The 13303-nt window shown below is 60.9% G+C and carries 14 protein-coding genes; all 14 read right to left on the bottom strand.

Going from position 1 to position 13303, the window contains the following annotated elements; all coding sequences use genetic code 11:
• Positions 1-108: 108 nt before the first annotated feature.
• Complete coding sequence (locus BLS57_RS19590; protein WP_139186618.1) at positions 109-1155, bottom strand: hypothetical protein; 1047 nt, start codon at positions 1153-1155, stop codon at positions 109-111.
• A 948-nt stretch (positions 1156-2103) separates the two neighbouring features.
• Positions 2104-2916 carry a serine O-acetyltransferase gene (gene cysE, locus BLS57_RS08225; protein ID WP_093741056.1) on the bottom strand — a complete coding sequence of 271 codons (813 nt, stop codon included), beginning with the start codon at positions 2914-2916 and terminating at the stop codon, positions 2104-2106.
• A 117-nt stretch (positions 2917-3033) separates the two neighbouring features.
• Positions 3034-6963: a baseplate multidomain protein megatron gene (locus BLS57_RS08220; protein ID WP_093741052.1), complete on the bottom strand. Its 3930-nt coding sequence runs from the start codon at positions 6961-6963 to the stop codon at positions 3034-3036.
• On the bottom strand, positions 6963-7406 hold the full coding sequence (locus BLS57_RS08215) for an NlpC/P60 family protein (RefSeq protein WP_093741050.1): 444 nt from the start codon (positions 7404-7406) through the stop codon (positions 6963-6965). Before BLS57_RS08215 ends, BLS57_RS08220 begins: the two co-directional genes overlap by 1 nt.
• Positions 7403-8290: a DUF2163 domain-containing protein gene (locus tag BLS57_RS08210; protein WP_093741048.1), complete on the bottom strand. Its 888-nt coding sequence runs from the start codon at positions 8288-8290 to the stop codon at positions 7403-7405. The genes BLS57_RS08215 and BLS57_RS08210 overlap by 4 nt, the downstream gene beginning before the upstream one ends.
• Positions 8290-8922: a DUF2460 domain-containing protein gene (locus BLS57_RS08205; RefSeq protein WP_093741047.1), complete on the bottom strand. Its 633-nt coding sequence runs from the start codon at positions 8920-8922 to the stop codon at positions 8290-8292. The genes BLS57_RS08210 and BLS57_RS08205 overlap by 1 nt, the downstream gene beginning before the upstream one ends.
• A gap of 24 nt (positions 8923-8946) precedes the next feature.
• A complete protein-coding gene (locus tag BLS57_RS08200; RefSeq protein WP_093741045.1) occupies positions 8947-9606 on the bottom strand; it encodes a phage tail tape measure protein in 660 nt (219 codons plus the stop codon).
• Positions 9599-9811, bottom strand: a complete 213-nt coding sequence (locus BLS57_RS08195) for a rcc01693 family protein (protein WP_093741043.1) — start codon at positions 9809-9811, stop codon at positions 9599-9601. The genes BLS57_RS08200 and BLS57_RS08195 overlap by 8 nt, the downstream gene beginning before the upstream one ends.
• Positions 9808-10122 carry a gene transfer agent family protein gene (locus tag BLS57_RS08190; protein ID WP_093741042.1) on the bottom strand — a complete coding sequence of 105 codons (315 nt, stop codon included), beginning with the start codon at positions 10120-10122 and terminating at the stop codon, positions 9808-9810. Before BLS57_RS08190 ends, BLS57_RS08195 begins: the two co-directional genes overlap by 4 nt.
• A 2-nt stretch (positions 10123-10124) precedes the next feature.
• Complete coding sequence (locus BLS57_RS08185) at positions 10125-10547, bottom strand: phage major tail protein, TP901-1 family (protein ID WP_093741040.1); 423 nt, start codon at positions 10545-10547, stop codon at positions 10125-10127.
• Positions 10548-10585: 38 nt separating this feature from the next.
• Positions 10586-10996, bottom strand: coding sequence for a DUF3168 domain-containing protein (locus BLS57_RS08180; RefSeq protein WP_093741039.1), 411 nt, complete (start codon positions 10994-10996; stop codon positions 10586-10588).
• Positions 10993-11331, bottom strand: coding sequence for a phage head closure protein (locus BLS57_RS08175; RefSeq protein ID WP_093741037.1), 339 nt, complete (start codon positions 11329-11331; stop codon positions 10993-10995). Before BLS57_RS08175 ends, BLS57_RS08180 begins: the two co-directional genes overlap by 4 nt.
• A complete protein-coding gene (locus tag BLS57_RS08170; protein ID WP_093741035.1) occupies positions 11328-11927 on the bottom strand; it encodes a head-tail connector protein in 600 nt (199 codons plus the stop codon). The genes BLS57_RS08175 and BLS57_RS08170 overlap by 4 nt, the downstream gene beginning before the upstream one ends.
• 169 nt (positions 11928-12096) lie before the next feature.
• Positions 12097-13281 carry a phage major capsid protein gene (locus BLS57_RS08165; protein ID WP_093741033.1) on the bottom strand — a complete coding sequence of 395 codons (1185 nt, stop codon included), beginning with the start codon at positions 13279-13281 and terminating at the stop codon, positions 12097-12099.
• Positions 13282-13303 lie beyond the last annotated feature (22 nt).

Here is a 13303-nt window from a genome sequence, read left to right as displayed (position 1 = left end):
GTTAGTTAGGGTGAGTCACCGGCTATTCAGAAAGTGCATTTCGGCGAGCGTAGCTTCACCTCTAACGGGAAAACAAGGTTCTTAAGCACCTTGGTCGGTTCCCATGGATCAGAAAGGCCAGTAGTAAAGAATGTCCTCCATCCGGACCGGCCCCTTCGCCAACCCAAATTTCATGGCTGGGGTCATCCCATTGCTGTCGGTCCATACATAGTTCGAGAAGACTCTAAATATTTCCAGGTGCTGCACAACTCTGAGCGGGTCGTAGGCCGAATAGCCGTAGTAGAGCTTCTCCGCGTTAGTCTGGGTCGGGATAGGTCTTTCGAGATAATATAGCTGGCGCCGGATCTGCATGAAGTAGGTATCAACTGGCGCAAGTGAGGCGCCAGAGAGGGTCCATCCGATGTTTAGGAGACTTTTGCGTCCCGTATCGGTGAGATACTGAATCCTCCTTCGAGGTTCATTTACTGTGTCTTTCGGATGAGGCACCCATCGATTGCGCCAGTCCTGGTGACGTGCGCACAGTTCGGCGTATTCCCAAGCCATATGCCGCGCTATGGCTTTTTCAGGATGGCAGGCCCATTCCTTTCCCATCCTGGCAATCCTGCCGCGACTGATGTTGGAAAGAGCCAATTTCTCGTCGATGTTCATTCGTTTCTGGAATTGAACATAGGCCATCTCCGCCTTGCCCTGGGATATCTGCCAAGAAAAAGCTGCCGTAAAAGCCCCTCTCAGGACTTCGTCCTGGTCGGAGTAGATTGTTAGATACCCAGGGTTGCCAATCAACCGACGGACGAGAAGCGCATGTGCATAGGAAGTGTAGTCCAAGTGGGTCATCGCCCCGTCGGGTGGCAATTGGTTTTCCTTGGCGGGATAGTCAGCCATCTCCTGCTTGGGGTAGTTGCGCTCCATGCGTGATTTTGATGCAATCCTTTCCTCAACAGTTAGTTCGCCCTCTTCCAAGCTCGGCCGAATATCTGTCTCTTGCATTCGAGCCACTGCGTAGAACTCATCGCTCTTCCAATACTGAGGCTGCGCGGAGAAGTAAGACCTTGCGCCCTGAAGGCCATCTCCGTTCATCCGAGCCGTATCGTCGATCTCGATCTGGTTTACAAAGGGGTCGTAATTTAGGTGGTGGCCGAGAACATAGCCGGACATACCCTCTACTGTGCAAGTCGAGGTGAATTGCACATTCTTCCTACGACGCTTTGTCTTCCAGTTGATTAAATAGTCCTGCCTATCTGTGCATAGCCTTACGTATTTGCGGTTTATCCTGTGGGCCTTTGCCTCCCGTGCGCCGACAAACCTCCTGCATTGCTCATATATGAAATCGGTTTTGTCATAGACTGCCTTCGGGGTAAGGCCAGTGACTTTACAAATCCCGCGGATTGGCTTCTTCGAAACTATCTCTGCAAATACAGTCTTGTTTTCATGCGGCTTTCGCTGACCATGGGTCGCTTTTGTCGCAATGGAGAACGCGATGCCGCAGGATCGGCACTTCAACCTCTGTGAAGATTTCAGTTTGGCATGGCAGGAGTAAGACACCGGATGCGAAAAGACCCCTTTAGTCGCGTGCTGGCAATCGGCGTTGGGACAAGACGGTTCTGGGACTGGCTCCAAGTATCCGGATATCCTCGTGCGCTCTTCTTGGATCGCACGGTTGCTTTTGATCGGGCTGGTCTTGCCGCACAATTTGCAGAAGAGCTTCTGGTCTGCGGTATTTCCATCGGTCCCGTTTGCGCGATAGTGGTCGAGCTTCGATGACCCGTCAGACTTAGGCCGCCCCCGATCGACTTGGGTGAGTGCTTCCACCCCAAACCCGGAGCACGCTGGATTCCTGCATGAATTGACCTGAAGCCCTTCGTGAGCCGGCGGAAGTCGTAGGTTTCCACCCGAGTCTCTATATCTTGATTTATCTGATTTTAGGGACATGGAGGCTCCCGAAGATATCTTCGTGCCCACAACGGAAAATGGGCAACGGCTTAACCATTGCCCAGTAACACTTTTCTTGCCTTCGTTCCAGATATGTTCTGGATATACCCACTATTTAGTTAACGGCTGGGGGCCTTGCCCCGGCTTTTTCATTTTACCCTATACGCGCGAACTCTATTCGCAATCCGGCCCGAACAGATGGTTCATCGACATTGAAGGCTGATCGCAGCCCGCCTCGCCCACTATCCGCGCAGGAATACCGGCCACGGTCTTGCAGGGCGGCACCTCTTCCAGAACAACCGAACCTGCAGCGATCCGGCTGCAATGGCCAACCTTAATGTTGCCCAACACTTTCGCGCCAGCTCCGATCAGAACACCATCACCGATCTTCGGATGCCGGTCTTCCTCCTCCTTGCCTGTCCCGCCAAGCGTCACCGAATGCAGCATAGAAACATTGTCGCCCACAACCGCCGTCTCACCAATGACGATGGAATGCGCGTGGTCGATCATGATGCCCTTGCCGATCTTCGCCGCGGGATGAATATCGACACCGAAAATCTCGCTCACTCGCATCTGAATGAAATAGGCCAGATCGCGCTTGCCCTTCGTATAAAGGTGATGCCCGACCCGGTAGGCCTGCACCGCCTGATATCCCTTGAAGTAAAGGATCGGCTGCAGCAACCGGTGGCAGGCCGGATCACGGTCGTAAATCGCCATTAGATCAGCCCGCGCGGCAGCGACAAGCCCCGCATCCTCGGCATAGGCTTCTTCAACCATTTCGCGCACGACCATCATCGACATTTCGTTCGACGACAGCTTTGCCGCAATGCGGTAGGATAGCGCGTTCTCAATGGATTTGTGGTGCAGGATACAGGCATGCACAAAGCCGCCGATCAGCGGCTCATCCTGCACGGCGGCTTCTGCCTCATGCTGAATGCGGTCCCAAACCGGGTCCATCTTCGAGATACTTCTGCGTGTCTGTGCCATGTCACATGTCCTTCGCTTTAAGGCCAAGGTAGCTCATGCAACGGCGCGGGACCAATTGTAAATCCATCCCGCGCAAAATCGTGAAAGCGTATCGCTGCTCAGCCGCCCCTCTGCCAGTCAGGGCGTGACCTCTAAACGCGCGGCCATACCTGGCCCGTAGACCGCAGAAACCTGCGCAATCTCCACCGCGAAGGGGCCTGCGACGCCATCTGCCGCCCGCGCACTGCTGCTATAGGCCCAACTGGGGCTGCTTAGCATGACCTCACGCCGTACTTCACCCCCAACCAACACCCGCAGCAGGTAGCTCTCGCTCTCTTCTCCCAACGGCACCTCCGGGCTGTCCCATGGATCACCATCGACCCGTGTGCGGCGAATCCAGTTCAGCAATATGTCGCCATTCTGGTCGGTCACGCTGCGCAGGTGACAAGGGCTGTACGGCCGCAAGCCGTTTCCGTCAAAAGCATGCAGCTCATGCACATATGACGGATCATCCACAGGCCGCTGGGCCGGACCGATACGGTAGTGCTGAGCGACACGCCGCAGATGGCGGCCAAGCTCAGGCTGCTGTGGGACGCCGTTCATTAACACAAAGACCGACCCCACTGGCCAAGCTTCCGGCATCAGCGCATCCGTGCCCGCCTGCCCGCGCAGACGCCCGCGCAGCCAATAGGTCTGCGGAGCTACAAGCTCGGCTTCCTCGAATTGGAATAATTCCCAATTCCCCGCCGTGCCATCGCCAATTGCAGCGAGGTTGGCGCCGTTCAGCAATGTCTCCCTCTCCACCGAAGCAAGCGTCCCACTCGTCAATTTCACCTCCAAAACCGGGCCGTTGTCCATCAATCCCGGCCGCGCGGCGAGCAGTGGCGTCTGCGTGACCCCTACGGTCGACCGTGCCGGTAGGACAGCGTTCAACGTATAGTCGCTGTCGGTTCCCGACCGGTAAACCGCGACCGAACCCGGCCAAGGCTCTGCGGTGACCGCCAGATGTGGAGCATGGGGAACCTCATCCCCCCGCAGCAGCGGCAGGTCCAAGAAATGCGGCAAGACCGGCACCGGCGGCACAAAGGGGCGCGGGCTGGGCAGTTCCTCGTCAAAGGGCACCGTGTCATAAACCTCAGGTTCGATCCGCACCGCTTCGACGAGCAACGGTCCTGCTTGCTCGACCCGGTCAATCCGGTAGCGCCCGGGCCCCTCTGCGCCCTCACCAGGCAGCTCAATGATATCCCCCGCGCCAAGCGCCATGCGTGAAGGTGGCAAGGCCAGCCGCACTGTCTCGCGCGCCACCCGCGCTTCGGTCAGCCAGCGTTCAGCCAGTTGCCGCCCCTCGCCGCGCGTAAGCGCCATGTTCAACTCTGACCCCGCGACAGCATGGGTCGCCTCATCGGCCAGAACCGCTTCTTCAGCCACCACGTTGAAATCACCATCGGCCTCGACAAAACGCAGGCGGACGCGCCCGGACACTTCGGCCTCAGCGTCGCGCAACTGCTCGGTGATGCCGTCGAGATCGGGGCTGACAGCAAGCCGTTCCGCGTCGAGCGCGACCGCATCAACCCCGTCGCGCATGCGGAAGGTCAACACCCCCTCCCGCTCAATCGCATCAAATCCATAGCGCAGCATCAAGGGCTGCAAAGCCGCACGCCCCTGGCCGACCTGCGTGACGGCATAGCCGCGCACATGCCCGAAAAGCTGCGACGTGTCATAATGCTGCACGCCTGCGCGGCGGCAAATCTCTCCCACGACAGAGGCCAGCGACCGTCCCGAAGCGCGCCCGTTCAGCCAGTGCCCGCGGGGATAATTCTCACCATCGCTCCAGAGATCGACATTGTTCGGAAAGAAGGGAAAGGGCCGCATGTCCCAAGCCCAGACAAAGGCCCGCGACATGTCGAGCATGCGGCCACCGTATTCCTCCGACAGTGGATTGATCGCCGGATCGCTCCAATACTCCGACATCGCACGCAGATATTGCATCTGCATCAGATCGTCACGCGCCCCGTTGGAATACCGCGGCAAGGCGCTTTCAGAACTCTTCAAATCAAGGAATTTATTCGGCTGGTTCGCCCCCTTATCAATCGCCGCGCAGCCATACTCCGTGAACCAGATCGGTTTCGACATCGGCTCCCAGGCTGTCGGCGTCGCCGAGCGTGTGCCCCCCACCCGATCGTGGTGCGCATTGGCCCACCAGTTGCGCAGGTCCTTGTAGCGATAGACCCAAGGCTCATCATGCGCGCCATCGGTGATCGGCGTCCGGATTTGCGCCGCGCGGGCCTCGGGTGAATGATAATACCAATCATAACCTTCGCCGCCCTCGATGTTGGATTTAAGGTAGTCGACATCATGTATCGCAGACCAATCTTGCCCGTCGAGATGCCCTTCCTCATCGCGCCAATCCGCCAACGGCATGTAATTGTCGATTCCAATGAAATCGATGTTGTCGTCTGCCCACAAAGGGTCAAGGTTGAAGTAGAGGTCCCCGCTGCCATCCTGCGGCTGGTAGCCAAAATACTCTGACCAATCTGCCGCATAGCTGATCTTGACCTCAGGCCCGAGCAGAGCGCGCACCTCAGCCGCCAGATCCCGCAGGGCTACCACGGCCACAAAGCTGTTCCCCGCGCCGCGGATCCGTGTCAGGCCGCGCATCTCAGACGAGATGCAGAACGCCTCCACGCCGCCCGCAGCCGCACAAAGCGCTGCGTAATGCAGGATGAACCGCGAAAGCGTCCATTCCGCTGGCCCGTTGTAGCTTACCGATCCGTCAACGACCGTGAAATCCGCGGCCTTCACCGTACCGAAGAACGTCGCAACCTCCGTCTCTGCCGCCCCTGTCCCATCCGGACTGCCCGGACGCCCCGGGGCGTCGGACAGTGTAATCCGGCCTCGCCAAGGCAAAGCAGGCTGGGAGGTTGTATCGCTGTAGGGGTCAGGCAGTTCATTGCCCTCGGTCTGGTCCATAAGGATAAACGGGTAGAACATCACCGCCTTACCCGCAGTGTTTAGCGCCTGAATGGCCTCAATCACCGCTGCATCCGCAGGAGTGCCGCCATAGATGGGGCGGTCGTCAAGCTGGGCAATCACCTCTGCTTCGGCCCGCGTCAGGCCGGAAACACCCCAAGGCATGTTCTCCCCCTCGATCACCGGGTCCTCGACCTTGGGCCGTAAGCGGCATTCGCCACAACGCAGGTCGCTCCCGAACCACGACACGACAAGCGACGCCGCCTCCAGTCGCGGCAGTTCCTCGGTCAGGCTTTCCAGCGCCACTGAAAAATCAGTCTTCCCGGCGGGCGTATTGATGTTGGCTGACCAATTTGCCCCCGGCCCGTTGCTGTAATGCACCGGCGTTGTCGCCAGACTGTACTCCCCCGTGCCCGGGATCAGAGCCACCCCCTGCACGCCAAAGGCAGGTGCGTGTTCCCAACCGGGCGCGCCAGGCTGCTCGGGCCGCATCACCTCGAAAGAGAATTGCGGCACTCGATTGCCAAAGGCTGCGAGCGACAGGTTTTCAAACACGACATAGGCCGTGCCCCGGTAGGCCGGCACCTGATCCGCGCCTTCGATTGCCGCAATGGTCGGGTCTGGCTGCTGATCACGACTGCCGGTGTAGACGCGCATGTTCAGGTCATCCGGCGCGACTTCCTCGCCATCCGCCCAAATGCGCCCGACGCTAGTGATCTCGCCCTCACAAAGCGCGATGGCGAGGCTGACCGAATAGCTATAGCTGGTGGTTTGCGGCTTGGGCGGCCCGCCCTTGCCGCCTCCGCTGACGTTCACCTCTTCCTGAAACTGAGAAGCCCAGATCACATGCCCGCCCAGCCGCATACGGCCATAAAGCTGCGTGATCGCTTCGCCCTCACCCGAACCGGTCAGCCGAAAACGATCGACTTTACCCGTCTCGACTGCCTGCCCGCCCTGGCCGAGCAATCGCTGATCCACGATACGCCCCAGGGTCGCACCAACCGCGCGGCCAACGGCCACCGAAGAGAGCCCTGCCAATGTGCCACCGATAGAGCCGCCCACCGCCGCCCCCGCTGCCGAAAGAACAATCGTCGCCATTAGGTGACCTCCTCAGGAAATTCAAATCGCGCCACAATGCGCCGTTGCCAAGGCACACTCAGCGGGCTTTCAACCACCCCATGCCCGGAATAGGCATGGATAAATGTCGGGGCAGCACCGGCTTCGGCCTGCACCCCTAGATGCTTCGCTACCGCTCCCTGCCGCATCCGAAACAAAAGCACGTCTCCTGCCGCTGCGGCCGCTATCGCCTTGGGTCGCATGTGTCGCTGCGCGGCCGTCCACAGCCGCTCTTCGCCCTGCGCCTCTGACCAATCCATTGAGTAAGGCGGGACTGCCTCTGGTTCTGCGCCGTGCAACTCACGCCACAGACCCCGCAGCAGCCCCAGACAATCGCACCCCGCGCCCCGCGTCGCGGCTTGGTGCACATAAGGCGTCCCAATCCAGCCGCGCGCTGCCGAAACCAATCTCTCAGCGCCGTTCATCGGCGCGACCCGCCTGTGTTGGCGCCATCGGATTTCGGTACCGCCATGACCCAATCCTCACCTGGCAGGTCAGGAAAACCCTGAAAGTTCAAAAGGTTGTTGAACTTTAGCCGGCAGGTCTCCATCCGTTTGTCGCAGCCAGCAGTTAGCCGCACCACCGTCCCGGCAGTCACCGCGCCGCGGATGGGCTCCCAAAGGTCAATAACACGCCGTTCACCGTCAAAACGGTCTTGCTTGACCATCCCCCACAGCCCCGCGGCGGACCCGTCGAGCACATCGAGCCGCCCGCGGGTGAACCAGCCCTCATCGAAGCCATTGAAGCCCTGCCATTGAAAGGACTGCGCATCGTCGACGCGCTCGACCGCACGCGTGTCGGTATAGCCCGGCGCAGTCAGGTCAAACCCACAGTTTCCATCCCCCAACACCGCCGAACATGGTTTCTGATAAACCCTCCCCATTGGCTGGTTCAAAGGCTCAGTTAACCCCCGCAGCTCGGCGCGAAAGCTCCCGCCGGCGCGGTGCAACTCGCCAATGCTGCCGCGAAACTGCAAGAGCCGCTGTGTCGGATCGGCCCAGTTCACCAGCCACGCCAGCACCTCGGCCCCGTCAAAGCGACCTTGCTCAATCTCATCCTCGCGGATCGCATGGTCGCTCAGAGCACCAAGGGCTTCCGTGTTATCAACAGACAAACCTGTCGTCTGTGCGAGCGCCCGTGCGCTCAATCCCGTGTCAGCGCGAAAGGTCACCCCGTCAAAACTCAGCGGCATGTCATGATCGGTAAACGCAAACACCACTCCATCTTGCCGCGTCAGTTGCCAGCAATGGCAGAGAGTCGTCAAACCACTCGCTAGATGCGCCGCGAAATCAGCCTCCAGCCCCGCCATCAGACCCGGACCTCGATCACCGGCACATCGGGCACCTGCCCCGCCTGAAAGCTCTCGACCGAGACCAGAATGCGGTCCGTGTCAAACCGCACCGGCACGTCGAACTCGTAACCCGCAAAGATCTCGACATCAGGATCGGGCGGATGCGCGAAGGTGATGACGCCAGTGGCCGCATCGACCTCATATTCGACGCCCTCCTGCAGTTCATCCTGCTCAAGCCCCACACGCACCGTGCCAGCGACCGGCTTCGTGATCGGGCGCTTGTAGCTCTGTTCCCCAGACCGATAGGTTTTATAGATCTGAAAGGCGGCTGTTTCCCCGTCGCCAAAGCCGATGCTCTGGTCATCAAAAGCCACAGGCACATCTGCCTTGCCAGACTTGTAGTCGGCCCAATCCTTCCAGCGGAACGCATACATCTGACCCATCCGAGCCTCGAAAAACGCGATCAGCGCCTGCAGATCGTCAATCGACCGCATCCCAAGCCCCGCATCATAGCTGCGTCGGGAGTGCGCCCAGGGCGTGTTGCGTTCCTCAAATCCGTTGGCGAGCGTGACCACGTCGGTCTGCCGCTGCGGGCCCCCGAGGGAGCCAAAGCTTAGCGATGGTGGAAATCTTACGTCGTGAAATTGCATGTCCTGCACCTCTCTTTGTCGCCTTCAGCGGTTGCGATTGCCACTGCTAAGCGCACGGCTCACCTGCGCTGCGATCTGACTTTGGCTACGTTGGAACCCCTGCACATCCGGCGTCGTGATATTCATCACAATGGTCGTGCCACCGCTCCCCGCGCCGCGCACGCCAAGCTTGCCGTCCGCCCCGCGTGCAAGCGGCATGATTGCCTCCGGCCCTGCCTCGCCCATGACGCCGATACCGCCCCGCATCGGAAAGGCCGTGGCCGAACTGACCACGCCACCCTGTGCAAAGGGCATGACCTTACCCTGCGAAAAGGGCGCCCCATCGGCGAAGGGCAGCACTCCCTTCACCAGACTGCCGATGCCCTCACTGATCAGCCCACCGAAATGGTCAGTCACCGGACGCATCGCCGCGTTATAAGTTGTGCGGATCATGGAACTGGCGAGATCGCTCAGAGCGTCCGACAGTTTCGCCCCATCAAACACCACCCCGTCAAAGGCCCGCCGAAGCCCCCGGCTCAACCCCTTCTCCAACGCTGCCACATCCTTACCCGTCGCCGACAACGACGCCCGCATGCGGCGCAATTCGCTGTCAAAACCCGAAACAAGCGCGCTGGTCTCCCCCAGTGTCTCATTCAGGCCCGACGCATTGCCCTCAAGGTTCTCGAAATCATCAAATTCAGCCATCTCCGGCCCCTTTCTTTGTGTCCGGGTAGGCCGCCATCAAGGCGGCCAGACCCTCACTCAACAGCGGCGCGCCTTCGCCGAGCGGGCCAAGCATCAGCTGCAACTCCGCCGGGGTCAGCGCCCAGAATTCCGCAGGCCGCAGCCCCATGCGCGTCAGCCCAAGCCGCAACAGCCCCGGCCAATCAAAGGGCCGCCGACCGCTCATTCCGGCACCGCAAAGGCCCGCGCCAGCAATTCAGCCGCCGCCCGTGCGGCTGCCATTGGCCCACCTTCGATCTGCGCATGCTCCAACGTCTTGGCGTCGATCCCGCTGCCGCCCCCGCGCAACCCTGCCGCCAAGAGCGCCAGCACATCGCGGCTGCTAAACCGGTTCCCCTCGAACCGCTCCACCAGCGCCAGCAGACTGTCGGCCTGCATCTGCGCCTCCAGTTCCGCCAGCGCACCGAGGGTCAGCCGCGCCTCATGCCGCTGCCCGTCGATGACAATCGAGACCTCGCCGCGCCAAGGGTTGGCCATGCTCACACCACCACGTCAGGGGTAAAGACCAACTCCCCCGCTGACTGCAGGCTGAGTTCGAACGTAGCCTCGCCATTCAGCGACCCGGCGTATTCGATTGCGGCGACCTGAAACGGCCCCTCAACCACGCCGAAATCGGGAATGATGATCTGGAAATCCGGCGTCAGCCCGTCAAAGAACAACTGCCGCGCCCGCTCATCCGTGCCCGCATCGCGAAACACCCCCGAGCCACTGATCGCCGCCGAGCGCACACCAGCGCCCACTAGCAACTCACGCCAGCCCCCTTGGGAATCGAGTGTGGTGACATCCACCGTCTCGGCGTTAAAACTCACCCGCGTGGCACGCAGCCCCGCGATGGTCTCAAACTGACCATCGCTGGTCATATCTACCTTGATCAAAAGATCTTTACCTGCTTGAACAGCCATTCGTTTTCTCCTGCAACTAACTGAAAAGGTTGTAAGGTTTACTCGTCCGCCAAAAGCGCGCGGAACTGGAGGTCAATCTGCCGCGTCGCCCCGCCGTCGATCCGCTCGGCACTGGCACTGTGAAAATAGAGATCGACCACACGCCCCCGGCTCAACACCGGCGCGGCATCGCGCAGCGCATCACAGACCGCTGCCGCGACACTTTTGGCAAAGGCAAACCCCGGCGCTGTCGTGATCACTGTGACGGTAAAGCGATGCTCCGCCCCCATACCGGAACGGTCCGATGCCCCCACGGCCTTTTCACTGCCAAGGCGCACATAGGTCTCAGGCAACGTACCACTCGGCACTGCGTCATAGACGGCGTCGCCCACCAATGCGGTCAGCCCCGGATCATTCTGCAACAGGTCATAAACCGCCCCCTGCAAGGCTCCTGAAAGCGCATAGGTCATACGGCAATCTCCTCCTCGGCAAAGCAGGTCAGGTAGCGACCTGCGCCATCCGCCTCAGCGACGGCTTGAATGGTGAAAATGCGTGCGCCCTCGCGGAACCGCTGATGCGCTGTCGGGCGCTCAGGCGTTCCGGGCGGTGCGGCGCGTACGGTGATCTTCAGCGGCGTACGGCTCACCGCCACCCCGCTCCGCGCCGTCTCGCGCCCGGTCCGAGCGGTAACTTCCGCCCACAGCGTCCCCAATGGCGTCCAGCTCTCGACAAAGCCCCCGGCGCCATCGCTCACCCGTTGCGGCGCTTCCAACGTCAACGCCCGGTTCAGATGGGGCCGCTTCATGCCCCACCCCCAAAGCCCACACGGACCTTGCGGTGCCGCTCAATGAGACTGCTCACGCCAAACGGCATGCACCCTTCACCAAGCGCGGTGTCATCACGGTATTCATAGTAATGCGCCGCCAGCAACATGACCGCCTGTGCCAGATCATCGGGAAGCCCGTCCCAACTGCTGGCAAACCCCGCGTCAAAACCGATCAACGCCGCTCCCGCACTCGGAATCCGCGGCAAGGTGGCCGTTGTACTGCGCAACCGTGGCGCCTGCGCATCGCGCTCCAGCCAATAGCGTTCAGGATCCACCAGCGTCTCAACCCCATCCCGCGCCACCAGCGCCAGCCGTTCGATCGTCTGCACCGGTGCAACCGGCAAGACCTGCGCCCCCGCATCCCGCCAGAACGTCAGCGAAAGCGCGAACCGCCGCACCAACAGCGCCTTGCCCGTCCGCGCCTCTACCGCTGCCATCGCCGCCCGCAGAAAACCCCGCAGCACCGCATCCTGAAGGCTGTCCTGTGCAAACCCGCTGCCGAGACGCAGATGCGCCCTGAACGCCTCCACCGGCAGCGCCGCATCCGGGACATTTGTTTCCTCGATCAACATCATCGAACGTCTCCAAATTTACGCCCCTCGGCCCGGCGTCGGACCTCTTGCGAAAAACCGGACGTGCACCGGTTGCGTTGCTCGGTTGGAGGGGAGCAGCTAGACAACACAACCTTCGCGGCGCACGCCCGGACCGAGGCCAAGTCGCCCCGGCCCCGGCTTCGGCACCGGCTTACGCCAGGCCGAATTTCATTAGCTTGATCGCCGCGAAGTCGCTGACGTCGCCGCCCACGCGCTTGGTGGCATAGAAAAGCACATGCGGCTTGGCGCTGAAGGGATCGCGCAGGATGCGCAGGTCGGGCCGTTCGGCCACGGTGTAGCCCGTCGAGAAATCACCAAAGGCGATCGACATCGAATCCGTCGCAGGATCAGGCATGTCCTCGGCCACCAGCACCGGATAGCCCATCAGCCGCGCCGGCTCGCCTGCAGCCAACCCGTCGGACCACAGGAACCGCCCGTCGGTGTCCTTCAGCTTGCGCACCTTCGCCGTGGTCTTGGAGTTCATCACGAAAACCGCATTCTTGCGGTAGGCTGCCCCCAAGGCATAGACCAGCTCCACAATCGCATCGGCCTCGGGGTTGGCATTGGTGCCGCTGGCCACATAGCCCAGATTGCCCCAGCTCCAGGTGTCATTTTCGACCACCGGGTGGCTCAGGAACCCCGTCGGCTTGTCGATCCCGTCACCGCTGACAAAGGCCGCCGCCTCGGCACGGGCGAACTTGTCCGCGATCCGCCCCGCAAGCCAGCCTTCGATGTCAAAGGCGCTGTCGTCCAGCAGCCGTTGGCTGGCTTTAGGCAGCGCGCTCAACTCATGCAGCGGCACGGTGATCCGGTCGATCTGCGGCGTGTCCGTCTCGGCCTGCGCGCCGCTCTCCGTGGCCCAGCCCGCGCCGACATCCGTGTGGTCCACCAGCACGTCATAAGACGTCGCCTCAACTTGCACGACCGCCGCAATCGCCCGGATCGACGCACCGGAATTCAGCACCGATTGCACCCGCTCCGAGGTCTGCGGATCGACCAGATAGCCGCCGTCCGAATTCACCGCCGTCGACATCGACTTGCCGTCCAGTTCCAGCCCACGCAGCGCGTCGTCATCGCCATTGCGCAGATAGGCGTCAAAGGCCTTCTTATGCGGCGCATCGTGGTCAATCGCGCCCCCAAGAGGGCTACGGGCAGGCAGGGTCATCTTGCGATCCATCATGGCAATTCGCTCTTCTGATTGTTGAAGTTTACTGTTCATTTCGGTCCGAAAGCCGTTGAAGTCGCTGACAAAACCGCTCACGGCCTGCCGCACTTCCTCCGCCGGGGACAGGTCTGCGCCTGACTTCGTGCTGACGTTTGCATCGCTTTTGCTCATCACATTTCCTCTGTAGTTGTGC

It is taken from the genome of Sulfitobacter delicatus (assembly GCF_900102535.1).
In the GTDB taxonomy this organism is placed as follows: Bacteria; Pseudomonadota; Alphaproteobacteria; order Rhodobacterales; family Rhodobacteraceae; genus Sulfitobacter; species Sulfitobacter delicatus.
Note: the sequence above shows the minus strand (reverse complement) of the source record. Positions and strands in the feature narration are given on the sequence as shown.